Here is a 23476-nt window from a genome sequence, read left to right as displayed (position 1 = left end):
ATGGGAAATTCTGACCGTAAGCCTGGCCTGATTAAGCGCCTGTGGAAATGGTGGCGTACTCCCAGTCGTCTGGCGCTGGGTACGCTGCTGTTGATCGGTTTTGTTGGCGGTATTGTCTTCTGGGGCGGCTTTAACACCGGAATGGAAAAAGCCAATACCGAAGAGTTCTGCATTAGCTGCCACGAAATGCGCAATACGGTGTATCAGGAATACATGGATTCCGTGCATTACAACAACCGTAGTGGCGTGCGTGCGACCTGTCCGGATTGTCACGTTCCGCACGAGTTTGTGCCGAAAATGATACGCAAGCTCAAAGCAAGTAAAGAGCTGTATGGTAAAATTTTTGGCGTTATTGACACGCCGCAAAAGTTTGAAGCTCATCGCCTGACTATGGCACAGAATGAGTGGCGGCGGATGAAGGACAATAACTCGCAGGAGTGTCGTAACTGTCACAACTTCGAGTATATGGATACAACCGCCCAGAAAGGTGTTGCCGCGAAGATGCACGCTCAGGCGGTGAAAGACGGGCAAACCTGTATTGACTGCCATAAAGGGATAGCGCACAAGCTGCCTGATATGCGTGAAGTCGAACCAGGTTTTTAACAGGGTTATTGCGTGGGTATGCTTGAAGCCAGAGAATTACTCTGCGAGCGGGATGAACGCACTTTATTTAGTGGTTTGTCATTTACGCTGAATGCAGGAGAGTGGGTACAAATCACCGGCAGCAACGGCGCGGGGAAGACAACGCTTCTCCGTTTGCTGACGGGGTTGTCTCGCCCTGATGCGGGTGAAGTTCTCTGGCAAGGGCAGCCCTTGCATCAGGTACGCGATAGCTACCATCAAAACCTGTTATGGATAGGCCATCAGCCGGGGATCAAAACCCGGCTGACGGCGTTAGAAAATCTGCACTTTTATCATCGCGATGGTGATACCGCACACTGTCTGGACGCTCTGGCGCAGGCCGGGCTTGCCGGATTCGAAGATATTCCCGTGAATCAACTCTCTGCCGGGCAACAACGCCGCGTTGCGCTGGCGCGTCTGTGGCTGACCCGTGCCACCTTGTGGATCCTCGACGAACCGTTTACCGCGATTGACGTTAACGGCGTCGATCATCTGACCCAGCGTATGGCACAGCATACGGAGCAGGGGGGGATTGTGATTCTTACTACTCACCAACCGCTCAACGTTGCCGAAAGTAAAATCCGCCGCATATCTCTGACGAAAACGAGGGGCGTATGATGTTCTGGCGCATTTTCCGTCTTGAGCTGCGCGTAGCGTTTCGCCATAGCGCCGAAATCGCCAACCCGCTGTGGTTTTTCCTGATTGTTATTACCCTTTTTCCGCTCAGTATCGGTCCGGAGCCGCAACTGCTGGCACGTATTGCACCGGGCATTATTTGGGTGGCAGCGCTGCTTTCTTCCTTACTGGCGCTGGAGCGACTGTTCCGTGACGATTTGCAGGACGGCAGTCTTGAACAACTGATGTTGTTGCCGTTACCCTTGCCCGCCGTTGTGCTGGCGAAGGTGATGGCGCACTGGATGGTAACCGGTTTACCGTTACTTATCCTCTCGCCACTGGTGGCATTGCTACTGGGAATGGACGTTTATGGCTGGCAAGTGATGGCGCTGACGCTGCTGTTGGGAACTCCAACGCTGGGATTTCTCGGTGCTCCGGGCGTGGCGCTGACAGTGGGACTTAAGCGCGGTGGCGTGCTGCTCAGCATACTGGTGTTACCGCTGACCATCCCATTACTCATCTTTGCTACCGCCGCGATGGACGCGGCTTCGATGCATTTGCCCGTTGACGGGTATCTGGCAATTTTAGGCGCGTTGCTGGCAGGCACCGCGACATTAAGTCCTTTTGCGACGGCGGCAGCGTTACGAATCAGCATTCAATAACGCTGGATTACTGATTTTTGTTCGAGTCTGGTATCGAAACTATGTGGAAAACACTGCATCAACTGGCGATCCCACCACGGCTGTACCAAATCTGTGGCTGGTTTATACCGTGGCTGGCAATCGCCAGTGTGGTCGTGCTTACCGTTGGCTGGATCTGGGGATTCGGCTTCGCTCCGGCTGATTATCAGCAGGGAAATAGCTATCGCATTATCTATCTACATGTGCCTGCGGCGATCTGGTCGATGGGCATTTATGCCTCAATGGCGGTGGCGGCGTTTATCGGCCTTGTCTGGCAGATGAAAATGGCCAATCTGGCGGTGGCGGCGATGGCTCCCATTGGTGCCGTGTTTACCTTTATTGCCCTGGTTACCGGTTCCGCATGGGGAAAACCGATGTGGGGGACCTGGTGGGTATGGGACGCACGTCTGACCTCTGAACTGGTGTTGCTGTTTCTGTATGTTGGTGTGATTGCGCTGTGGCACGCTTTCGACGATCGCCGTCTGGCGGGGCGTGCGGCGGGGATCCTGGTGCTGATTGGTGTAGTAAACCTGCCGATTATTCATTACTCCGTGGAGTGGTGGAACACCCTGCATCAGGGATCAACGCGGATGCAGCAAAGTATCGATCCGGCGATGCGTTCGCCGCTGCGCTGGTCGATTTTTGGTTTCCTGCTGCTGTCTGCCACGCTGACGCTGATGCGGATGCGTAATTTGATTTTGCTGATGGAAAAACGCCGTCCGTGGGTGAGTGAACTGATACTGAAAAGAGGCCGTAAATGACCCCTGCATTTGCTTCCTGGAATGAATTTTTCGCAATGGGCGGTTACGCCTTTTTTGTCTGGCTGGCGGTAGTGATGACTGTTATTCCGCTGGTGGTGTTGGTCGTGCACTCGGTGATGCAGCATCGCGCAATTCTGCGTGGCGTGGCGCAACAACGGGCGCGTGAGGCGCGTTTACGTGCTGCGCAACAGCAGGAGGCTGCATGAATATTCGCCGTAAAAACCGCTTGTGGATTGCCTGTGCCGTGCTGGCGGGGCTGGCGCTGACTATCGGTCTGGTGCTGTATGCGCTGCGCTCGAATATCGATCTTTTCTATACGCCGGGGGAAATTCTCTACGGCAAGCGTGAAACCCAGCAGATGCCGGAAGTCGGTCAGCGTCTGCGCGTCGGCGGGATGGTGATGCCGGGTAGCGTGCAGCGCGATCCTGACTCGCTGAAAGTGACCTTCACCATTTACGATGCTGAAGGCTCAGTGGATGTCTCTTACGAAGGCATTCTGCCGGACCTGTTCCGTGAAGGGCAGGGCGTTGTGGTGCAGGGCGAACTGGAAAAAGGCAATCATATCCTCGCGAAAGAAGTACTGGCGAAACACGATGAAAACTACACACCGCCAGAAGTCGAGAAAGCGATGGAAGCTAATCACCGTCGCCCGGCCAGTGTTTATAAGGATCCAGCATCATGATGCCGGAAATTGGTAACGGACTGCTGTGCCTGGCATTAGGGATTGCGCTGCTGCTGTCCGTCTATCCTTTGTGGGGCGTGGCGCGTGGAGATGCGCGCATGATGGCCTCTTCTCGCTTGTTTGCCTGGTTGCTGTTTATGTCTGTGGCTGGCGCATTTCTGGTGCTGGTCAATGCGTTCGTGGTGAACGACTTCACCGTCACCTACGTAGCCAGCAACTCTAATACCCAGCTTCCGGTGTGGTATCGCGTGGCGGCCACCTGGGGCGCGCATGAAGGCTCGCTGCTGCTGTGGGTGCTGCTGATGAGCGGCTGGACCTTTGCGGTAGCGATTTTTAGCCAGCGTATTCCGCTGGATATCGTTGCCCGCGTACTGGCGATAATGGGAATGGTCAGCGTCGGCTTTTTGCTGTTCATTCTCTTTACCTCTAACCCGTTCTCCCGCACGCTGCCGAACTTCCCGATTGAAGGGCGTGATCTTAACCCGCTGTTGCAGGATCCAGGGCTGATCTTCCATCCGCCTCTGCTCTATATGGGTTACGTCGGTTTCTCGGTGGCGTTTGCTTTTGCCATTGCATCTTTATTGAGCGGACGTCTGGACAGCACCTACGCACGTTTTACCCGTCCCTGGACGCTGGCGGCGTGGATCTTCCTGACGCTTGGCATCGTACTTGGTTCTGCGTGGGCTTATTACGAACTTGGTTGGGGCGGCTGGTGGTTCTGGGATCCAGTAGAAAACGCCTCGTTTATGCCGTGGCTGGTGGGTACTGCGCTGATGCACTCGCTGGCGGTGACTGAACAACGTGCCAGCTTCAAAGCGTGGACATTATTGCTGGCAATCAGTGCCTTCTCGTTGTGTCTGCTGGGAACTTTCCTTGTGCGCTCCGGCGTGCTGGTATCGGTACATGCATTTGCGTCTGACCCGGCGCGCGGCATGTTTATCCTCGCCTTTATGGTGCTGGTGATTGGCGGTTCGCTGCTGCTGTTTGCCGCGCGTGGACACAAAGTTCGCTCACGCGTAAACAATGCGCTGTGGTCGCGGGAATCTCTGTTGTTAGCGAACAACGTTTTGCTGGTCGCCGCGATGCTGGTGGTACTGCTGGGGACGCTGCTGCCGCTGGTGCATAAGCAACTCGGGCTGGGCAGCATTTCGATTGGCGAACCGTTCTTCAACACCATGTTTACCTGGCTGATGGTGCCGTTTGCGTTGTTGCTTGGCGTTGGCCCGCTGGTGCGCTGGGGGCGCGATCGTCCGCGTAAAATCCGCAATTTGTTGATTATCGCCTTTATTAGCACGCTGGCGTTGTCGTTGCTGTTACCGTGGCTGTTCGAAAGCAAAGTCGTGGCGATGACGGTACTCGGTCTGGCAATGGCCTGCTGGATTGGTGTGCTGGCGATTGCCGAAGCGGCGCAGCGTATTTCGCGTGGCACCAAAACAACCTTCAGCTACTGGGGAATGGTGGCGGCTCACCTGGGGCTTGCAGTGACAATTGTTGGTATCGCCTTCAGTCAGAACTATAGCGTTGAGCGTGACGTACGCATGAAGTCTGGCGATAGCGTCGATATTCATGAGTATCGTTTCACATTCCGCGACGTAAAAGACGTTAGCGGTCCGAACTGGCGTGGCGGCGTGGCGACAATCGGCGTGACGCGTGACGGCAAACCGGAAACGGTGTTGTATGCAGAAAAACGTTATTACAACACCGCTGGTTCGATGATGACCGAAGCGGCAATTGACGGCGGCATCACCCGTGACCTGTACGCGGCGCTCGGTGAAGAGCTGGAAAACGGTGCGTGGGCTGTACGTCTTTACTACAAACCGTTTGTTCGCTGGATCTGGGCGGGCGGACTGATGATGGCGTTGGGGGGGCTACTGTGCCTGTTTGATCCTCGTTATCGCAAGCGCGTGAACCCGCAAAAAACTGCGCCGGAGGCTGTATGAAGCGCAAAGTATTGTTAATTCCTTTGATTATCTTCCTGGCGATTGCTGCAGCGTTGCTGTGGCAATTGGCACGTAATGCTGAAGGAGATGATCCGACCAATCTGGAATCGGCGCTTATTGGCAAGCCAGTGCCGAAGTTTCGCCTTGAATCACTGGATAATCCAGGTCAGTTTTATCAGGCGGACGTGCTGACTCAGGGCAAGCCGGTGCTGCTGAACGTCTGGGCGACCTGGTGCCCGACCTGCCGTGCGGAACATCAATACCTGAATCAGCTTTCTGCGCAGGGTATCCGCGTGGTCGGTATGAACTATAAAGACGACAGGCAGAAAGCGATTAGCTGGCTGAAAGAGTTGGGTAATCCTTACGCGTTAAGTCTGTTTGACGGCGACGGCATGTTAGGGCTGGATCTCGGTGTCTATGGCGCGCCAGAAACGTTCCTCATCGACGGCAACGGCATCATTCGCTATCGCCATGCGGGCGATCTCAATCCCCGCGTCTGGCAAGAAGAGATCAAGCCGCTATGGGAGAAATACAGTAAGGAGGCCGCACAATGAGGTTTTTATTGAGCGTGCTGATGCTGATGATCTCCAGCTCGGCACTGGCGACCATCGACGTGTTGCAGTTTAAGGATGAAGCACAGGAACAACAGTTCCGTCAGCTCACTGAAGAACTGCGCTGCCCGAAATGCCAGAACAACAGCATTGCCGATTCCAACTCGATGATTGCCACCGACCTGCGACAGAAAGTGTACGAACTGATGCAGGAAGGCAAGAGTAAGAAAGAGATTGTTGATTATATGGTGGCGCGTTACGGCAACTTCGTTACTTACGATCCGCCGTTAACGCCGCTGACCGTGCTGCTGTGGGTGCTACCGGTGGTGGCTATTGGCATTGGCGGTTGGGTGATTTACTCCCGTTCGCGGCGTCGGGTGCATGTGGCGCAGGAGGAGTTTCCCGAACAAAGCATGCCGGAAGGTAAGCGTGCCGGATATGTTGTTTATCTGCCGGGTATTGTGGTGGCGTTAGTTGTGGCTGGCGTCAGTTACTACCAGACCGGCAATTATCAGCAGGTAAAAGCCTGGCAGCAGGCCATGGTGCAGGCTCCGGCACTGCTGGACAGGGCGCTGGATCCGAAAGCTGAACCGTTGAATGAAGAAGAGATGTCGCGCCTCGCGCTGGGGATGCGTACTCAACTGCAAAAAAATCCGGGAGATATTGAAGGCTGGATTATGCTGGGTCGCATTGGGATGGCGCTGGGTAATGCCAGTATTGCGACCGATGCGTATGCTAACGCGTATCGCCTCGACCCGAAAAATAGTGATGCGGCGCTGGGTTATGCTGAAGCACTGACGCGTTCTTCTGATCCCAACGACAACCGCCTGGGTGGAGAGTTGCTACGCCAACTGGTGAGAAGCGACCACAGCAACATTCGTGTGTTGAGCATGTATGCGTTTAACGCCTTTGAACAGCAGCGATTTGGCGAAGCCGTTGCTGCGTGGGAGATGATGTTGAAGCTCTTACCCGCCAACGATACCCGTCGAGCGGTGATTGAACGCAGTATCGCGCAGGCGATGCAGCATTTGTCGCCGCAACAAAGTAAATAAGAAGAGGCCCGATGGTGACGCCATCGGGCTTTTTTTATTGTGCCCCGCGTTGTTGCAGGAACAAAATAGTTGCTGCCACGCGTGAGCGGACATTGAGTTTACGCAGCAGATTGCGAATGTGTACTTTCACTGTTTGCTCGGAAATATTCAACACTGAGGCAATCTGCTTATTAGACAGCCCCTGCGCCAGTTCGTGCAGAACATCCAGTTCACGCTCCGTCAACACACTGAAGGGATCTTCCTCTGCGCCAAACATTTCACGTTCGCGTAAGTACTGATTGACGCGTTCGCTAAAGACTTTGCTGCCTTTTGCCCCGGCGCGAATCGCTTCCAGCAGTACTTCCGGGTCGCTATCTTTCAACAGATAACCGTCAGCGCCTGCGTCTATCAACGCAAACACATCACTGGAGGCATCTGAAACGGTCAGAATAATAATTTGCGCGGTAACGCCATCCCTGCGCAAGGCATTGAGGGTATCCAGGCCACTCATACCTTTCATATTCAGATCCAACAAGATCACGTCGATATCCAGTCGATTCGCCAGATCGATAGCACTTGCGCCGTCGCCCGCTTCAGCGACCACTTCAAAGCCAGGATCAAGTTCCAGTAACTGACGAACACCGCGTCGCATAAGTGGATGATCATCCACAATCAGCACCTGAAAAGGCGTTGCTTCAGGCATAGTAGTCTCCTGAGGTTTTATTAGAATCATTATGTTTGAGCGTAGCGTTGGAAACGCTACCAGGCGCGTGAATGTTACCCCATTTTATGTATGGGCATGTAGTAAAACTGCAAGTGTGGGTTGCGGGACAACGTGTAGATATAAAAAAACCAGCCATAACAGGCTGGTTCTTAAGGGATTTTTGGTCGGCACGAGAGGATTTGAACCTCCGACCCCCGACACCCCATGACGGTGCGCTACCAGGCTGCGCTACGTGCCGACTCGTGGCTGCTAATACTACCGTTTTCCACACCGATTGCAAGTAAGATATTTTGCTAACTGATTTATAATTAATCAGTTAGCGATGAAACGCTTCTCGTCTGTCAGCACCTGCAATAACAAACTTAACTGTGGTTTTTCGTCTTTCACTCTTTCACCATGTAAGTTGTAAGTGCGGTATTTACCATTATTGTTCAGCACCAGCGTCATTTTTGGCGTGGTGATTGCCAGCGTATCGTTATCCGCTGCGGTAACCCAATAATGACGGCGTTCAGGATTGAACAAATCCTGACCTTGCGAATATTCGCTGGCAGGCGTACTGACGTGCAGCAGGCGTTGCATCAACGTGGTCATTAGATCGGTATGATCGGTCAGGGTATTAATACGCTGCGCCGGTGTGCCCGGCCAGTGGATCACTAACGGCACCTGAAGATGACCGTGGGACCAGTCAAAGGTTTCTTCCTCTTCGCTCAGTGGAATACCCCGACCGGCAGTAATAATCACCACCGTATTGTCCAGCTTGCCAGAATCACGCAGCGCATTTAACACGCGGTTGATCTGCTCATCAACATTGCCTGCTGCCCGGCTATATTTATGGGTAAATGCTTGCTGGTTGCTATCGTCAATGTTGGTGCCATTGAAAGATACCCATGAGAACCAGCGATTATCTTCTTGCGCGTAGCGGCTCAGCCAGTTGATCCACTGCGTGGCGGTCTGAGCATCGGATTGCGTGCGAACGCTTGGCATTGAGAAGTCTGACAACAATGCCTGGCGATACAACGGGCTGGTAAAGCCATCGGATGAGAATAACCCAAGCTGATAGCCTTGCTGGTTAAGCGCGGTAATTAACGCCGCAGGCGTGCGGGTCGACAGAATGCCATCCATATAACTTGGCGAGATGCCATAGAACAGGCCAAAGATGCCGTTGTCGGTGGTGTTGCCCGAACTCATATGGCGTGTGAATGAAATATTTTGCTCGGCAAAACCCGCCAGTGCAGGCATCTGTTTCTCATAGCGTGAATAGTTCAGGCCATCGACAGTAATCAGCAAGACGTTCTGTCCGGTGCCCATATCGCGGTAGCGCAGTTCGCTTAACGGATACTGTACGGAAACGGCGTCCGGATTGCCTTGCTCAATAAGACGGCGTTGATACTCCTGTGCATCAAGCAGGCCATGCTTCTCAAGAAAACGTCGCGCCGTCATCGGATACGAAAGCGGCAGATTGGCGCGCTGCATGGTGATTGGGCGATAGAAATTGGCATCGGCCCAGATATACACCACGTGCGAGGCGATAAAGGCGATAAATAAGAATGCGGCCAGCGGACGGGCGAAGCGCCGACGACGTGTCAGGCTGCGCAGCTTTTGCCAACTCCACGTCGCGAACACCAGTTCAAGCAATAAAATAACCGGCACGCTGATGAACATCAGTTGCCAGTCGCGCGCCATCTCATTCTCGTCCGGGTTGATAACCAACTGCCAGACGATGGGATTAAGATGGAGATGGAAACGAGTAAAGACTTCGCTGTCGATCAGTAACAGCGTCATTCCCGCCGTTGCCAGAATGACGGATAAAAACCTCATCAGCCTCTGGGAGCCGATGATAAAGGTCAGCGGGAAGAGGATCAGCAAGTAGGTGGCGAACACCAGGAAGCTGAAATGGCCGATAATGCTTACGTAGGAATAAATACGACCAGCAAGTGTTGTCGGCCAGTCAGCGATAAACAGGTAACGGCTGCCTATGACGAGTGAAAGCAGAATATTGAACAGTGCAAACCAGTGCCCCCAACTGACCATTTGGGAGACTTTTTCACGGTAGCGCTGATGATGAGTTACCATAACCTGTTATCTGTTTCCCTTAGTGCGCTTTGTCTTCGTTGATCGAGGACTGCAAGGCGCGGGCAAAAGAGTTGGCAATCGCCTGGCGTTGAGCCGGGGCAATGCTGGTATTGATAAGGTTAGTGACCATGTTGCCTAACACCATCAGGGAAAGGTCGGTCGGAGCCTTATGTTTTTCCAGTACGTTGAGCAGCTCTGCGAGCAATTGTTCAACCTGTTCATCACTGTAGCGGGAAATTTGTGGCATAAATCGAAATCAGTTAGTTGATGAAAGGGCAACATATTACCGTAGCAACGGTTTTTTTTCTGCTTTTTTATACTTTAAATCATTCGCGTTACGCTGCCTTCTGTAAAATGGCTGCCATCTTTTATTGCGTCGCTTTACCGGCGGTGATTGAATACCGCCCGGTCTTAAAGGAGAGTTTATCATGAGTCTGGATATCAACCAGATTGCTCTGCACCAGCTTATCAAGCGTGATGAGCAGAACCTTGAGCTGGTGTTGCGCGATTCATTGCTGGAGCCGACGGAAACCGTCGTTGAGATGGTGGCAGAACTGCATCGGGTCTATAGCGCTAAAAATAAAGCCTACGGCTTGTTCAACGAAGAGAGTGAACTGGCGCAGGCGTTACGTTTGCAGCGCCAGGGCGAAGAAGATTTTCTGGCATTTAGCCGCGCGGCAACCGGTCGCCTGCGTGACGAGCTGGCGAAATACCCCTTTGCTGACGGCGGTTTTGTGCTGTTTTGCCACTACCGTTATCTGGCTGTGGAGTATCTGCTGATTTGCGTGCTGAACAATTTAAGCAGTATGCGCGTTAACGAAAACCTCGACATCAACCCGACCCATTATCTTGATATCAATCATGCGGATATTGTGGCGCGTATCGATTTGACCGAGTGGGAAACTAACCCAGAATCGACCCGTTATCTGACTTTCCTGAAAGGACGAGTAGGGCGCAAAGTGGCTGATTTCTTTATGGACTTCCTCGGTGCCAGCGAAGGGTTGAATGCGAAAGCGCAAAACCGCGGTTTGTTGCAGGCGGTTGATGATTTCACTGCCGAAGCGCAACTGGATAAAGCAGAACGGCAAAATGTTCGCCAGCAGGTTTATAGCTACTGTAATGAGCAATTGCAGGCGGGCGAAGAAATCGAGCTGGAATCGCTGTCAAAAGAGCTGGCGGGCGTCAGCGAAGTGAGCTTCACGGAATTTGCGGCTGAAAAAGGGTATGAACTGGAAGAGAGCTTCCCGGCAGACCGCAGCACACTGCGTCAGTTGACGAAGTTTGCCGGTAGCGGCGGTGGCTTGACCATTAACTTTGATGCGATGCTGTTAGGTGAACGGATTTTTTGGGATCCGGCGACCGATACACTGACCATTAAGGGCACACCGCCGAATCTGCGCGATCAATTGCAGCGCCGGACTTCTGGCAGCAATTAATCGGTTTGGTGTTATGAATGCCAGATACGGTGTGAGCGCTTTATCTGGCCGACAAAAAACAACCATACCGTAGGCCTTATAAGACGAGCAGTGTCGCATCAGGCATAATCTGCAGATACAAAAAACCCCGCCGGAGCGGGGTTTCTTACAACTTATTCAGCAATTAAGCGCGAACGAAGTCGATGTGCTGCAGCTTCGGTTTGTACGGGTGACGCTGTACATCCTGAGCTTTAACTTTGATTTCTTTACCGTCAACAACGATGGTCAGAACTTCGCTGTAAAATTCAGCTTTAACTTGCATGTTCATGACTTTGTCGTGATCCAGCTCAATTGCCAGCGGCGCTTCGTTGCCACCGTAGATGATTGCCGGGAATTTGTTAGCGGCACGCAGGCGGCGGCTCGCACCCTTACCCTGCTCTTTACGTACTTCTGCGTTGATAGTAAACATTTCTTTCTCTCTTAATTGATTCCTGCTACAGGCGACCCAGCAACAGGTAAGTGATCTGCTTTGCGTATGCAAAAGCGGGCGAGATTCTATACTCAAACGCCTTTCACATCAATCAAAACTACCATTAACCGCGTAATTCGTGCGCCCGACGAAAACGGCCTTCGTAATCGAACACTTTTTCACGAACCTGCCAGTACTGGCCTTTCATTCGTGCAACGACAAAATCCGGGTGGCGCAGCAACGCTTGCTGGGCGAGGATATCGGCGGCGGTTATCCAGCGCAGAGGGATGCCCGGTGTGCGCGTATGCGGGCGGATAAAAAGCTGCTCGAAGGCGGTTCGCTGGGCGGGTGTTTGCAGACGGAAGCGCTCACTCACATCAGCACCATCTTCATCGTAATAGGTGATTTTCAGCCATTCGCCTTTTTCGTCGTGCCCATGCTGTAAAGACATGCCGCTACAGCGTAGCACCAGAGCATCTTTCAACCGTAGCGCCGCTTTTAACATATCATCCGGATCAACCAGAATGGTGTCGCACTCGCGGCAGCGGCGCGCGGCAATGTCATTTTCTGCATTGCACTGGGGGCAGTTTTTAAAGCGGAAGCGAAAATCACACTGTTCGCGATGCCCGTCGTCATCTTCGAACCATCCCTGACAACGGCGACCAAAGTGTTCAATCAATGTGCCGTCGGCGGTTGTTTTGCCCCAAAACGTGTTGGCAAAGCCGCAGGCAGGGCAGAAAACCTGCACCGGGACGTTGTCACTTTTGCCTTTCGGCGTACCTACTTCCGGGGCGTAGAGATCGTGAGGGTTACCTGCATAATCAAGAATTAAGCAATCGGTCTTACCCGGAGCCAGACGCAGACCACGCCCGACAATTTGTTGGTAAAGACTTACCGATTCGGTAGGGCGCAGAATGGCGATAAGATCGACATGTGGCGCGTCAAATCCGGTGGTCAGTACCGCAACGTTGACCAGGTAGCGAAAACGCTGGGCTTTAAAATCTTCAATTAATACATCACGTTCAGCGCCGGGCGTGTCACCGGTAATAAGCGCGGCATCTTCGGCGGGCAGTAGACCAACGATCTCTTTTGCGTGTTCGACCGTCGCGGCGAAAATCATCACCCCTTTGCGCGTTGCGGCGAACTCCATAATCTGGCTAATAATGTGTGGCGTAATGCGTTGCTGTTTTTTCAGCTCGCGGTTGAGATCAGCTTCGCTGAACAGCCCGTTGCTCTGTGCCTGTAAGCGGCTGAAATCATATTGCACTACCGGCATATCCAGGCGTTCCGGTGGTGTCAGATAACCGTGTTTAATCATATAGCGCAGCGGTAACTCATAAATGCAGTCCCGGAAAAGGGCTTTCTCGTCGCCGCGCACCATGCCGTGATAATGAAACTGATAGATCCAGCCTTTCCCCAGCCGAAAGGGCGTGGCAGTCAGCCCCAGCAGGCGTAAGTGGGGATTCACTTTTGTCAGGTGAGTAAGGATTTGCTGATACTGGCTCTCTTCGTCGTCGCCAATACGATGGCATTCATCGACAATCAACAGTGAAAATTCACTCTGAAAGGCGTCGAGATTGCGGGCGACCGACTGTACGCTGCCAAATACTACTTTACCGTGGCTCTCTTTGCGCTTTAGTCCGGCAGCAAAAATATCCGCTTCCAGCCCCAGCGCCTGATATTTTGCATGGTTTTGCGCTACCAGTTCTTTGACGTGTGCCAGCACCAGCACGCGACCACGCGCCAGCCGTGCCAGTTCCGCTATCACCAGACTTTTACCCGCACCGGTAGGGAGTACGATAACGGCAGGAGTTTTATGACGACGAAAATGGTTGAGCGTGGCATCCACGGCTTCTTGCTGATATGGACGGAGTGTAAAAATCATGGTCTCGCGTAGGTAGATTATTCTGCTAATAGTATGCCACGGATCTTTTTCCCTTGAGGGAAGTTATTAGACCGCTATACTGGGCAGACAACAGTTCAGATTTTCGGGTCAATGCCCGACCTCCGTTTTTACAGGCAAAATCACACACATGCGACTTGATAAATTTATCGCACAGCAACTCGGCGTTAGCCGTGCTATTGCCGGGCGTGAAATCCGCGGCACTCGTGTCACCGTCGATGGCGAAATCGTCCGCAATGCAGCGTTTAAACTGCTTCCTGAACACAGTGTGGCTTACGATGGTAACCCGTTGGTACAGCAACATGGCCCACGTTACTTCATGCTCAATAAGCCTCAGGGCTATGTTTGTTCCACGGATGACCCGGATCACCCAACGGTGCTCTATTTTCTTGATGAACCTGTAGCATGGAAACTGCATGCGGCAGGGCGGCTGGATATCGATACTACCGGTCTGGTGCTGATGACCGACGATGGTCAGTGGTCGCACCGCATTACTTCTCCACGTCATCATTGCGAGAAAACGTACTTGGTGACGCTGGAATCACCCGTAGCGGACGACACGGCAGAGCAATTTGCTAAAGGTGTACAACTGCATAACGAAAAAGATCTCACTAAGCCTGCGGTGCTGGAAGTGATTACCCCAACGCAGGTTCGTTTGACCATTAGTGAAGGGCGTTATCATCAGGTGAAACGTATGTTTGCCGCTGTGGGTAACCACGTGGTTGAACTGCACCGTGAACGTATTGGCGGCATTACGCTGGATGCAGATTTAGCACCCGGTGAATATCGTCCGTTAACTGAAGAAGAAATTGCCAGCGTCGTTTAACACTTTAATGACTTTCAGGAGCCAGTTGTGACCACCCGACAGCATTCGTCGTTTGCTATTGTCTTTATCCTTGGCCTGCTGGCCATGTTGATGCCGCTGTCGATTGATATGTATCTGCCTGCGCTGCCGGTGATTTCTGCCCAGTTTGGTGTGCCTGCGGGCAGTACGCAGATGACTCTGAGTACTTATATTCTGGGGTTTGCGTTGGGGCAGTTAATCTACGGGCCGATGGCGGATAGCTTCGGGCGCAAGCCGGTTGTCCTCGGTGGTACATTGGTGTTTGCCGCGGCGGCGGTGGCGTGCGCGCTGGCGCAAACCATCGATCAGTTGATTGTGATGCGTTTCTTTCACGGTCTGGCGGCGGCAGCGGCCAGCGTGGTTATCAATGCCCTGATGCGCGATATTTACCCGAAAGAAGAGTTCTCGCGGATGATGTCGTTCGTTATGCTGGTGCCCACCATCGCGCCGCTGATGGCACCGATTGTTGGCGGCTGGGTGCTGGTGTGGTTGAGCTGGCATTATATTTTTTGGATCCTCGCTGTAGCGGCGATTCTGGCTTCGGCAATGATCTTCTTCCTGATCAAAGAAACCTTGCCGCCGGAGCGTCGCCAGCCGTTTCACATCCGTACCACCATTGGTAACTTTGCCGCGTTGTTCCGCCATAAGCGTGTCCTGAGTTATATGTTGGCCAGCGGTTTTAGCTTTGCCGGGATGTTCTCGTTCTTAAGCGCCGGACCGTTTGTCTACATTGAAATTAACCATGTCGCACCGGAAAACTTCGGTTATTACTTTGCGTTAAACATTGTTTTCCTGTTTGTGATGACCATTTTTAACAGTCGCTTTGTTCGCCGCATTGGCGCGCTGAATATGTTCCGCTCGGGGCTGTGGATTCAATTTATTATGGCGGCGTGGATGGTCATCAGCGCATTACTGGGGCTAGGATTCTGGTCGCTGGTAGTGGGTGTGGCGGCGTTTGTTGGCTGCGTATCGATGGTGTCTTCTAACGCGATGGCGGTAATTCTGGATGAGTTCCCTCATATGGCGGGAACCGCGTCGTCGCTTGCAGGAACTTTTCGTTTTGGCATTGGCGCAATTGTTGGCGCGCTGCTTTCGCTGGCGACCTTTAATTCCGCATGGCCGATGATTTGGTCAATCGCATTCTGTGCAACCAGTTCAATTCTCTTCTGTTTGTACGCCAGCAGACCCAAAAAACGGTGAACTATTGCTCAACAGGGAAGCTAAAAGGCTTCCTTTGTTGATGCATATCAACCACAAATCTATCAATCCCCCGTCATTTGTTTGTTTTATGTAAAATCAATTTATGTAAAAAGTCACATCATTGTAGTTAAAAAGGTTGAGTTAGATCTCAGAAACGGGTACATATAGCCCCGCAAACGTGACCACGCCCGCAGATATTATTTAAATCAGAGCCATAGAGGCCACGCAGGCGAGGCATCAATCTTTACGATCTGTTTAAAGACGGGTTGTTGATGATGTGTTAAAATTAATGTAAATAAATTGTGAATTAAATGTACTTCCGGGGAAAATAAGTGACTTCATTACAACTCTCAATCGTCCATCGACTGCCGCAGAACTATCGTTGGTCTGCTGGTTTCGCAGGTTCAAAAGTTGAACCGATTCCGCAAAATGGACCGTGCGGTGACAACAGCCTGGTGGCGCTTAAATTGCTTAGCCCGGATGGCGATAACGCATGGTCGGTGATGTACAAACTCAGCCAGGCATTAAGCGATATTGAAGTTCCGTGCTCGGTACTGGAGTGTGAAGGTGAGCCATGTCTGTTTGTTAATCGGCAGGATGAGTTTGCCGCCACCTGTCGACTGAAAAATTTTGGTGTGGCAATTGCCGAACCTTTCTCAAACTACAATCCTTTTTAAGCATCAGCTCAACGCCAGTAGCTGACGCGTATACTCCTGTTGCGGTGCGGCAAACACGCGCGCGCACGGTCCTTGCTCCACTACTTCTCCCTGTCGCAGCACGATAACCTGATGACATAATGCGCGAACAACATGCAAATCATGGCTGATAAACAAATAGGCTAGTTGGTGCTTTTGTTGCAATGATTTTAATAGCGCCAATATTTGCGCCTGTACCGTTTTGTCGAGCGATGATGTTGGTTCATCAAGAATGATCAGCGAAGGTTTCAGAATCAATGCTCGGGCAATCGCAATACGTTGTCGTTGACCTCCCGAGAACTCCGCCGGATAACGGTGGCGCGTTTCAGGATCTAACCCCACTTCCTGCATTACGGCTTTCACTTGCTCTTCGCGTTGCGTGGCTGAAAGGGTGGGTTGATGCACACGTAACCCCTCCTCAATAATCTGCAACACGTTGAGTCGTGGGTTGAGTGAGGAGTTTGGATCCTGAAATACCACCTGAATGCGATGGCGAATGGGCAATAGCTGGCGACGAGTTAGATTTTGCAATGGCTGACCGTCAAAAACGATGCTGCCCTGAGAGTCAATTAATCGTAGCAACGCCAGTCCTGTGGTGCTTTTGCCGGAGCCGGACTCGCCCACTAAACCCAGCGTTTCACCCGCCCGAAGCGTAAAACTGACGCTTTTCACCACCACGTTATGATCGACGACGCGTTTCAGGAGTCCCTTACGAATGGGGAAAGCGACCTGAAGCTGTTCAACATCAAGCAACGTTGAGGCTGACTCTGGCAACGGCACTGGATTGCCTGACGGTTCGCTGTTGAGTAGTTTTTGCGTGTAAGGATGAACGGGGGAGGCAAAGAGCGCAGTGGCGCGATTTTCCTCCACACAGCGACCGTTTTGCATCACTGCCACGCGGTGGGCCAGTTTTCTGACAATGCTGAGGTTATGAGTAATAAATAACATGCCCATATTCAGTTCATGTTGCAGTTCGCGTAATAATTGCAAAATCTGCGCCTGGACAGAGACGTCCAGCGCGGTAGTCGGTTCATCAGCAATCAATAATTCCGGTCGAGTGAGTAGCGCCATTGCAATCATCACCCGCTGACGTTCGCCGCCGGAGAGCTGATGCGGGTAGTCTGTCAGCCGTTTTGCTGCCTGGCGGATACCGACGCGATCGAGGCAATTAAGGATTTCACCACGCGCCGCTTCCCGACGCATCCCGCGATGCAGTGAAAGCACTTCATAAAGCTGTTTTTCCAGAGTATGCAATGGGTTTAACGATACCATCGGCTCCTGGAAAATCATGGCAATCTTATTTCCCCGCACACCACGCAACGTTTGCTCGCTGGCATGAAGCAGCGATTCGCCATGAAAACGAATATCGCCAGAGAGATATTCAACAGGCGGGGAAGGGAGAAGACGTAAAATCGACAGCGCAGTAACGCTCTTGCCGGAGCCAGACTCACCCACCAGCGCCAGCGTTTCGCCAGCTTCAATGCGTAGCGAAACATCATTCACTACGGTGCGAACGGTTTGCTGATGGCGAAAACCCACCGACAAATTTTCAATCGCTAACAGAGTTTGCGTCATGCTACACCGCCTTATTAGGATCAAATGCGTCGCGGACTGCTTCACCAATAAAGATCAGCAATGACAATAATATCGCCACCGACAAGAAGGCGGTGATCCCAAGCCACGGTGCCTGAAGGTTATTTTTCCCTTGTAACAGCAGTTCTCCGAGCGATGGTGAACCGAGTGGCAAGCCGAAGCCGAGGAAATCGAGCGAGGTCAGGGTGGTGATCGAGCTACATAAAATAAACGGTAAAAAGGTGAGGGTAGCGACCATTGCATTTGGCAACATATGACGCAGGATAATACTGCGATCGTTGACGCCAAGCGCCTGCGCTGCGCGGATGTAGTCGAAATTACGGGTACGCAAAAATTCCGCACGCACTACGCCCACCAGACTCATCCAGCCAAACAAGACGGTAATCGCCAGCAGCCACCAGAAGTTAGGTTGAACGACACTGGAAAGCAGAATTATCAGAAACAGCGTCGGCATCCCCGACCACACTTCAATGAAGCGCTGCCCCCAGAGATCCACTTTTCCGCCGTAATAACCTTGCAGCGCCCCCGCCAGCACGCCCATCACACTGGAACAGAGTGTCAGCATCAGACCAAACAGAACCGAGATCCGTGTGCCATACAGAATACGCGCCAGCACATCGCCGCCGTTGGCATCCGTCCCCAGCCAGTTTTGCGGTGAGGGTGGGGAGGGGAAGGGCTTATCGGTCGCAAAATTGATACTGGTAGCACCAAAGCGAATCGGTGCCCACAGTACCCAGCCTTTATCCTCCAGCCGTTGTTTTAGCCACGGATCCTGATAATCCGCCTGGCTTGCCAGCGGGCCGCCAAAATCACTTTCACTGTAGTTTTTCAGCAACGGGAAATACCAGCTACCGTCATAACGTACCAGCAACGGTTTATCGTTGGCGATCAGTTCAGAACACAAACTCAAACTGAATAAGAAGAGGAAAATCCATAACGACCAGTAGCCGCGACGATTATGACGAAAACGCGCCCAACGGGCCTGATTGACGGGGCTGAGTTGCGGCATTAGCGTCCCTCAAAATCAATACGAGGATCGACCAGTGTATAGCTGATATCACTGACGATATTCAGGAGCAGGCCAATCAGGGTGAAAATATACAAGGTGCCAAACATCACCGGATAATCGCGCGAGACGGTCGCTTCATAGCCCAGCAAACCGAGGCCATTGAGTGAAAACATCACCTCAATCAACAGCGAACCGGTGAAAAACATGCTGATGAAAGTCGCTGGAAAACCGGCAATCACCAGCAGCATGGCGTTGCGGAACACATGTTTCCAGAGAATGTTTTTCTCACTCACTCCTTTCGCGCGCGCGGTAACCACATATTGCTTGCGCACTTCATCAAGAAAGGCGTTTTTTGTCAGCATGGTGAGCGCCGCAAAGCCGCCAATCACCGTCGCCAGCACGGGTAGCGTGATGTGCCACAGATAATCGGTGATTTTCTGATACCACGGTAGTGAATCAAAATTAGCGGAAACCAGGCCGCGCAGAGGGAACAGGTCGAAATAACTGCCGCCCGCGAAGAAGACAATCAGCAGGATTGCAAACAAAAAGGCCGGAATAGCGTAGCCGATGATAATAAATGCGCTACTCCAGACATCAAAGCGACTACCGTTATAAACGGCTTTGCGAATACCCAGCGGAATTGACACCAGATAGATAATCAACGTGCTCCACAATCCGAGGGTGATGGAAACCGGCAGACTGTCTTTAATCAATGTCAGCACTGAGGCGCTACGAAACAGGCTGTCGCCAAAATCAAAACAAATGTAGTCCCGGAGCATTTTGAAGTAACGTTCGTGGATCGGTTTATCGAAACCGTAGCGATGGGTGATCTCTGCGATCACTTCTGGATCCAATCCGCGTCCACCGCGGTAGTTGCTGTCGCTGATGTTGCCGACGCCCGTTTGTGCATGGCTGGCACGCACGCCTTCGCCGCCTGCACCTGGTAATACTCCGGCATTACCAAACTCAATGGCGGCGATGGCCTGGTCGACCGGACCGCCAGGCGCAATTTGCACGATAAAAAAGTTGATGGTGATAATCGCCCATAACGTTGGGATCACCAGCAACAGACGGCGAATCAGGTAAGCGCCCATCTACTCTCCCTGTTGTCTGGCTGACGGCAGTTTGGCCGCTTTATTGACGTCATACCACCAGGTATCAATACCGAGACTATAAACGGGACGCACTGCCGGGCGGGAGAATTTATCCCACCAGGCGAGACGGTCTTCCGCCATGTACCACATCGGCAACATGTAATAATTCCACGTTAATACGCGATCCAGGGCGCGCCCCAACGGCAGTAATTTTTCTTTATTTCCCTGGGCGGCAATAATTTGGTTGATCAGCGAGTCGATGACCGGACTTTGTACGCCGGGAGCATTATAAGTAGAGTTGATATATTCCGATGACCAGGAAATCTGTAAATCGGAGCTGGGCCACGGCATCGCCCGCCACACGCGTGGCATCATGTCATAGTCGCGGCTGCGCATTCGGTTGGTGATTTGTGAGTTATCCACCTTGCGAATGTCCATGTTGATACCAAGCCGTTGCAGGCTGTGCTGGAACGGCAATACCCACTGGCTATTACTGCTGGCTGGAAGCAATAATTCAAAGCTGAGAAGCTGACCCGTCGTAGCGTTAACGCGTTGCTGACCCTTCAGTACCCAGCCTGCTTCGTTGAGAAGTTTGTCGGCTTTTAACAGATTACCACGGTCGTAGCCATCGCCTTTGGATTCTGGCGGCTGGTAGATTTGTGTGAACACTTCTGGCGGTAGATCTTTTTTCATTGGTGCCAACAGCACCAGTTCCGCAGCGTCGGGGTAATTTCTGGCAGCGTATTCGGTATTCTGAAAATAGCTGTTAGTGCGACTCCAGGCATTGTAAAACAAGGCCTTGTTCATCCATTCAAAGTCGAAGGCGAGGGTGATGGCTTCCCTAACCCGGCGATCGTTGAAGACCGGGCGCTGAATATTAAACGCCAGCCAGCGTGTATCCTGGGCTGATTCGTTCTTTTGCTCATCTTTGATAATGTATTTTTTGTCGAAATTTTTACCGGTATAGCGCGTGGCCCAGTTTTTGGCGTCGTTTTCCATGCGCAAATCAAAGGCACCAGCTTTAAATGCTTCAAAAGCGACGTTATCGTCAAGGTAATAATCGTAGCGAATGGTGTCGAAATTCCAGCGTCCACGGTTTACCGGTAAGTTTGCCGCCCAGTAATCTTTCACGCGGGAATAGACAATATTTTGCCCCATTTTCCAGGCCGTAATGCGATACGGACCACTGGCAAGTGGAGGCGTAGCAAGCGGGTCGCTCAGTTTGTGACCCTTCCAGTATTTTTCTGGAAATACCGGCAGTGAAAACAGGCTAAGCATATCTTCTTTGCCGGGTTTAGCTAATTCGATGCGCACGGTTAACGGCGCAATGGCTTTAACTGTGGTGCCTTTGTATACCAGGCGAAATTGCGGCACGCCTTCAGTCATAAACTTTTGAAAAGTGAACTCAACATCGCGGGCAGTAATGGGCGAACCATCATGAAAACGGGCGCGCGGATTAATAGCAACTTCAACCCAGGAATAATCGTCGGCATAGCGCGCGCTTTCGGCAATTAGCGGGTAATAACTGCCCGGCTCGTCATCGGAGGTGGTAAATAGTGTGTCGTACAACTGCTCGGTACGTGCACCGGGGTTTCCGCGTAGTGCATAGCGGTTGAAATTATCGAAGGTGCCAATGGAGGATAACGTTATCTGCCCGCCTTTTGGCGCGGCAGGATTAACATAATCAAAATTGTTGAAATTAAAGGCATATCTGGGTTCTCCCAGTACTGCAAAGGCATAGCTTTCCTTAATAGCCTGCGCCTGCACACCGAAGGTGAACAGGGTGATAAACACCAGCAGTATGCGCACAATCATCTGCAATGGATTTCCTTTTACTCATCATTAGCCGCAATCCGGCATGCTTTCTCTATGAATAATAAGGGACACAAGCACTCCTTACCACTGCGGCGTATGCGGTTTCTCCAACCAGCGGATAAAATCATCCAACGGCAGAGGGCGACTAATCCAGTAACCTTGCAGGAAATTAACACCACGTTCGCGTAACCAGCGTGCCTGTTCCGGCGTTTCAACCCCTTCAGCAACTGTCAGCATATTGAGACGCTTCGCCAGCGTCAGCACCGCGTCAAGCACTGGTGAGGTGACCGTTTCCGTACCTATGGCATTGATGAAACCGCGGTCAATTTTCAGGTAATCGAGCGTGAAACGTTCCAAATAGATAAGCGCGCTGTGTCCGGTGCCGAAGTCATCAATGGCAATTTCCACGCCGACAGAATGCAGCCATGCGAAGAGTTGTGACGCTTCATGTTCTTTCAGCATATCGCGCTCGGTAATTTCCAGCACAATCTGGAAATGGTGAGCGGGCAGGGAGGCAAGCAGTCGATGTATATCGGCTTTAAAGCTCTCGTTGTGCAAATGGTCCGGCGCAATGTTAATACCAAACTTTACGCCCACCGGCAGTACGTTGTGTAATTCTGCCGCGTCACGAGCAATCAGCTCAAACAGGTGCTGGGTCAGTGGCACAATCATCTTTTGCGATTCGGCATAATGAATGAAGGCATCCGGGGGGATTTCACCCACTACCGGATGACGCCAGCGCAGTAACACTTCCAGACCCGTTACCCGCAGCGTTTGTGTATCAACCACCGGTTGATACACCACGTAAAACTGCTCACGCTTGATGGCCATCATAATCTCTCTGCCAGGGCGCATACGCACGCTCATCAGGTAATAGCAGAGCAGGCCAACGACAGTTCCACTCATTCCACCCAGTAAAAACGCGTACCACACATCACTCCATGTCCAGTCGTTAGCATAAAGTCGAACAGTCAGCGGAATGCCTGCGATTTTGGTTTCACGTACCGGCGTGCCGGTTAACTCGCGGACGTTCATCAAATGCGGCGTAAAGGTCGATATCGCAGTATTACCAATAATGAGTGCTATACCATCGAAATCTTGCTGGTGAGAGCTATAGAGAAGATACGGCGTCAGGTTCAGGTTCAATGCTGCAAAAACGCCGCTATTTTTTAATAAAGGATTGCGATACCAGATGACGATCGTGGGTTTGTTGGGCACCATCGGTGTGCCAGGCAACATTGCCATATCAATATTTTTACTAATGTCGAGCGCCGGAATCAGTTCATTGAGCGGAATATCCATCTCACCAGTCGCAGAAGAACAGAAACTCTTTTTATCCTTTACCAGCACAAACGTTCGTACATTCATACTGAATGCCGCACGTGCAGTCAGTTCAGGGTTGGCTTGCTGACAGGTATCTAAGGTGAGTGGCTGGAGGTGATCAGTAGTGGACTTCAGCTCGGTGAAATAGGTGTCGAGATATTTTTGTACGTCGGTAATCAAGGTGTCGTATTTGACTTCATGTTTATGCCAGGCCACTAAAAACTGAAGGCAACTGACAAGTATCGCGATCATCACGCCCGCAATAATGCAGGTAAGCAGGATCTTACGTCCGGAAGAGGGAGCGCGTATGAACATAGTTCCGTTAATATTCCTGAGATTACGATAACGCTGAAGTAGAAGAGAATGACGGGACTATAGCCTGGATCAAGGCATGGAAACATCATTTTCTATAATGGATGAAAATAAAAAAGCACTGCT

At 51.9% G+C, this 23476-nt stretch carries 23 protein-coding genes and 1 tRNA gene; 13 read left to right on the top strand and 11 right to left on the bottom strand.

The genetic code is table 11. The annotated features are described in order from the left end of the window. From napC to ccmH, 9 genes are read left to right on the top strand one after another with little or no spacing between them, the layout of a single operon-like run. Positions 1-603 carry a cytochrome c-type protein NapC gene (gene napC / locus BEA93_RS14475; protein WP_000528371.1) on the top strand — a complete coding sequence of 201 codons (603 nt, stop codon included), beginning with the start codon at positions 1-3 and terminating at the stop codon, positions 601-603. A gap of 12 nt (positions 604-615) precedes the next feature. Beyond that, positions 616-1239, top strand: coding sequence for a cytochrome c biogenesis heme-transporting ATPase CcmA (gene ccmA / locus BEA93_RS14470; protein WP_077633357.1), 624 nt, complete (start codon positions 616-618; stop codon positions 1237-1239). Then, positions 1236-1898, top strand: coding sequence for a heme exporter protein CcmB (gene ccmB, locus BEA93_RS14465; RefSeq protein ID WP_000971724.1), 663 nt, complete (start codon positions 1236-1238; stop codon positions 1896-1898). Before ccmA ends, ccmB begins: the two co-directional genes overlap by 4 nt. A 41-nt stretch (positions 1899-1939) precedes the next feature. Next, complete coding sequence (ccmC, locus tag BEA93_RS14460) at positions 1940-2677, top strand: heme exporter protein CcmC (protein ID WP_001295447.1); 738 nt, start codon at positions 1940-1942, stop codon at positions 2675-2677. Beyond that, the gene (ccmD, locus tag BEA93_RS14455; protein WP_000186540.1) at positions 2674-2883 is read left to right on the top strand and encodes a heme exporter protein CcmD; all 210 of its coding nucleotides are present in this window, start codon (positions 2674-2676) and stop codon (positions 2881-2883) included. The genes ccmC and ccmD overlap by 4 nt, the downstream gene beginning before the upstream one ends. Beyond that, positions 2880-3359 (top strand): cytochrome c maturation protein CcmE, encoded by a 480-nt coding sequence (gene ccmE, locus BEA93_RS14450; RefSeq protein WP_001026411.1) that lies wholly within the window; start codon positions 2880-2882, stop codon positions 3357-3359. The genes ccmD and ccmE overlap by 4 nt, the downstream gene beginning before the upstream one ends. Then, the gene (ccmF, locus tag BEA93_RS14445; RefSeq protein ID WP_000982437.1) at positions 3356-5299 is read left to right on the top strand and encodes a cytochrome c-type biogenesis heme lyase CcmF; all 1944 of its coding nucleotides are present in this window, start codon (positions 3356-3358) and stop codon (positions 5297-5299) included. The genes ccmE and ccmF overlap by 4 nt, the downstream gene beginning before the upstream one ends. Continuing rightward, positions 5296-5853: a thiol:disulfide interchange protein DsbE gene (dsbE, locus tag BEA93_RS14440; protein ID WP_000824445.1), complete on the top strand. Its 558-nt coding sequence runs from the start codon at positions 5296-5298 to the stop codon at positions 5851-5853. Before ccmF ends, dsbE begins: the two co-directional genes overlap by 4 nt. Continuing rightward, positions 5850-6902 (top strand): cytochrome c-type biogenesis thiol:disulfide oxidoreductase CcmH, encoded by a 1053-nt coding sequence (ccmH, locus tag BEA93_RS14435; protein WP_105224907.1) that lies wholly within the window; start codon positions 5850-5852, stop codon positions 6900-6902. The genes dsbE and ccmH overlap by 4 nt, the downstream gene beginning before the upstream one ends. Before the next feature lie 34 nt (positions 6903-6936). On the opposite strand, the gene narP is transcribed toward ccmH, so the two are convergent. From narP to BEA93_RS14415, 4 genes are all read right to left on the bottom strand, one after another. Further along, positions 6937-7584 carry a nitrate/nitrite response regulator protein NarP gene (narP, locus tag BEA93_RS14430; RefSeq protein ID WP_001516729.1) on the bottom strand — a complete coding sequence of 216 codons (648 nt, stop codon included), beginning with the start codon at positions 7582-7584 and terminating at the stop codon, positions 6937-6939. A gap of 182 nt (positions 7585-7766) precedes the next feature. Then, positions 7767-7843, bottom strand: a tRNA-Pro gene (locus BEA93_RS14425). Between the two features lie 74 nt (positions 7844-7917). After that, positions 7918-9678 (bottom strand): LPS biosynthesis-modulating metalloenzyme YejM, encoded by a 1761-nt coding sequence (gene yejM / locus BEA93_RS14420; protein ID WP_000256124.1) that lies wholly within the window; start codon positions 9676-9678, stop codon positions 7918-7920. Between the two features lie 19 nt (positions 9679-9697). Next, entirely contained in the window at positions 9698-9925 is a 228-nt protein-coding gene (locus BEA93_RS14415) for a YejL family protein (RefSeq protein ID WP_001135667.1), read from the bottom strand. Positions 9926-10106: 181 nt separating this feature from the next. On the opposite strand from BEA93_RS14415, the gene yejK reads away from it, so the two are divergent. After that, complete coding sequence (yejK, locus tag BEA93_RS14410; RefSeq protein WP_000050774.1) at positions 10107-11114, top strand: nucleoid-associated protein YejK; 1008 nt, start codon at positions 10107-10109, stop codon at positions 11112-11114. 163 nt (positions 11115-11277) lie between these two features. On the opposite strand, the gene rplY is transcribed toward yejK, so the two are convergent. Both rplY and BEA93_RS14400 read right to left on the bottom strand, forming a co-directional pair. Then, the gene (rplY, locus tag BEA93_RS14405) at positions 11278-11562 is read right to left on the bottom strand and encodes a 50S ribosomal protein L25 (RefSeq protein WP_000494188.1); all 285 of its coding nucleotides are present in this window, start codon (positions 11560-11562) and stop codon (positions 11278-11280) included. Positions 11563-11686: 124 nt separating this feature from the next. After that, positions 11687-13447 carry a DEAD/DEAH box helicase gene (locus tag BEA93_RS14400; RefSeq protein ID WP_000578097.1) on the bottom strand — a complete coding sequence of 587 codons (1761 nt, stop codon included), beginning with the start codon at positions 13445-13447 and terminating at the stop codon, positions 11687-11689. A gap of 148 nt (positions 13448-13595) precedes the next feature. Between BEA93_RS14400 and rsuA the strand changes: the two genes are divergently transcribed. The 3 genes from rsuA (at position 13596) to BEA93_RS14375 (ending at position 16186) form a co-directional block, all read left to right on the top strand. Next, the gene (gene rsuA, locus BEA93_RS14390) at positions 13596-14291 is read left to right on the top strand and encodes a 16S rRNA pseudouridine(516) synthase RsuA (protein WP_001234858.1); all 696 of its coding nucleotides are present in this window, start codon (positions 13596-13598) and stop codon (positions 14289-14291) included. A gap of 27 nt (positions 14292-14318) precedes the next feature. Beyond that, positions 14319-15509, top strand: coding sequence for a multidrug efflux MFS transporter Bcr (gene bcr / locus BEA93_RS14385; RefSeq protein WP_105224906.1), 1191 nt, complete (start codon positions 14319-14321; stop codon positions 15507-15509). 332 nt (positions 15510-15841) lie between these two features. Beyond that, entirely contained in the window at positions 15842-16186 is a 345-nt protein-coding gene (locus tag BEA93_RS14375) for a YejG family protein (RefSeq protein WP_000202798.1), read from the top strand. A gap of 3 nt (positions 16187-16189) precedes the next feature. Here BEA93_RS14375 and yejF read toward each other — a convergent pair whose 3' ends face one another. From yejF to BEA93_RS14350, 5 genes are all read right to left on the bottom strand, one after another. Beyond that, positions 16190-17779 carry a microcin C ABC transporter ATP-binding protein YejF gene (gene yejF / locus BEA93_RS14370; RefSeq protein ID WP_105224905.1) on the bottom strand — a complete coding sequence of 530 codons (1590 nt, stop codon included), beginning with the start codon at positions 17777-17779 and terminating at the stop codon, positions 16190-16192. A 1-nt stretch (position 17780) separates the two neighbouring features. Next, on the bottom strand, positions 17781-18806 hold the full coding sequence (locus tag BEA93_RS14365; RefSeq protein WP_001135897.1) for an ABC transporter permease: 1026 nt from the start codon (positions 18804-18806) through the stop codon (positions 17781-17783). Continuing rightward, positions 18806-19900: a microcin C ABC transporter permease YejB gene (locus BEA93_RS14360; protein ID WP_000501591.1), complete on the bottom strand. Its 1095-nt coding sequence runs from the start codon at positions 19898-19900 to the stop codon at positions 18806-18808. Before BEA93_RS14360 ends, BEA93_RS14365 begins: the two co-directional genes overlap by 1 nt. Continuing rightward, positions 19901-21715, bottom strand: coding sequence for an extracellular solute-binding protein (locus tag BEA93_RS14355; RefSeq protein ID WP_105224904.1), 1815 nt, complete (start codon positions 21713-21715; stop codon positions 19901-19903). 81 nt (positions 21716-21796) lie between these two features. Next, positions 21797-23353, bottom strand: a complete 1557-nt coding sequence (locus tag BEA93_RS14350; protein WP_000470617.1) for a cyclic di-GMP phosphodiesterase — start codon at positions 23351-23353, stop codon at positions 21797-21799. Between the last annotated feature and the right edge of the window lie 123 nt (positions 23354-23476).

Source organism: Escherichia sp. MOD1-EC5950 (assembly GCF_002965345.1).
GTDB lineage: Bacteria > Pseudomonadota > Gammaproteobacteria > Enterobacterales > Enterobacteriaceae > Escherichia > Escherichia marmotae.
The sequence above is the reverse complement of the archived record's forward strand: the minus strand, read 5'-3'. Positions and strand labels throughout refer to the sequence as shown.

Excerpts from the sequence above, each read along its gene's own strand:
- napC (WP_000528371.1), top strand. The coding sequence starts at position 1 with ATGGGAAATTCTGACCGTAAGCCTGGCCTGATTAAGCGCCTGTGGAAA.
- ccmB (WP_000971724.1), top strand. The coding sequence starts at position 1,236 with ATGATGTTCTGGCGCATTTTCCGTCTTGAGCTGCGCGTAGCGTTTCGC.
- ccmC (WP_001295447.1), top strand. The coding sequence starts at position 1,940 with ATGTGGAAAACACTGCATCAACTGGCGATCCCACCACGGCTGTACCAA.
- ccmD (WP_000186540.1), top strand. The coding sequence starts at position 2,674 with ATGACCCCTGCATTTGCTTCCTGGAATGAATTTTTCGCAATGGGCGGT.
- ccmE (WP_001026411.1), top strand. The coding sequence starts at position 2,880 with ATGAATATTCGCCGTAAAAACCGCTTGTGGATTGCCTGTGCCGTGCTG.
- ccmF (WP_000982437.1), top strand. The coding sequence starts at position 3,356 with ATGATGCCGGAAATTGGTAACGGACTGCTGTGCCTGGCATTAGGGATT.
- dsbE (WP_000824445.1), top strand. The coding sequence starts at position 5,296 with ATGAAGCGCAAAGTATTGTTAATTCCTTTGATTATCTTCCTGGCGATT.
- ccmH (WP_105224907.1), top strand. The coding sequence starts at position 5,850 with ATGAGGTTTTTATTGAGCGTGCTGATGCTGATGATCTCCAGCTCGGCA.
- narP (WP_001516729.1), bottom strand. The coding sequence starts at position 7,584 with ATGCCTGAAGCAACGCCTTTTCAGGTGCTGATTGTGGATGATCATCCA.
- yejM (WP_000256124.1), bottom strand. The coding sequence starts at position 9,678 with ATGGTAACTCATCATCAGCGCTACCGTGAAAAAGTCTCCCAAATGGTC.
- BEA93_RS14415 (WP_001135667.1), bottom strand. The coding sequence starts at position 9,925 with ATGCCACAAATTTCCCGCTACAGTGATGAACAGGTTGAACAATTGCTC.
- yejK (WP_000050774.1), top strand. The coding sequence starts at position 10,107 with ATGAGTCTGGATATCAACCAGATTGCTCTGCACCAGCTTATCAAGCGT.
- rplY (WP_000494188.1), bottom strand. The coding sequence starts at position 11,562 with ATGTTTACTATCAACGCAGAAGTACGTAAAGAGCAGGGTAAGGGTGCG.
- BEA93_RS14400 (WP_000578097.1), bottom strand. The coding sequence starts at position 13,447 with ATGATTTTTACACTCCGTCCATATCAGCAAGAAGCCGTGGATGCCACG.
- rsuA (WP_001234858.1), top strand. The coding sequence starts at position 13,596 with ATGCGACTTGATAAATTTATCGCACAGCAACTCGGCGTTAGCCGTGCT.
- yejF (WP_105224905.1), bottom strand. The coding sequence starts at position 17,779 with ATGACGCAAACTCTGTTAGCGATTGAAAATTTGTCGGTGGGTTTTCGC.
- BEA93_RS14365 (WP_001135897.1), bottom strand. The coding sequence starts at position 18,806 with ATGCCGCAACTCAGCCCCGTCAATCAGGCCCGTTGGGCGCGTTTTCGT.
- BEA93_RS14360 (WP_000501591.1), bottom strand. The coding sequence starts at position 19,900 with ATGGGCGCTTACCTGATTCGCCGTCTGTTGCTGGTGATCCCAACGTTA.
- BEA93_RS14355 (WP_105224904.1), bottom strand. The coding sequence starts at position 21,715 with ATGATTGTGCGCATACTGCTGGTGTTTATCACCCTGTTCACCTTCGGT.
- BEA93_RS14350 (WP_000470617.1), bottom strand. The coding sequence starts at position 23,353 with ATGTTCATACGCGCTCCCTCTTCCGGACGTAAGATCCTGCTTACCTGC.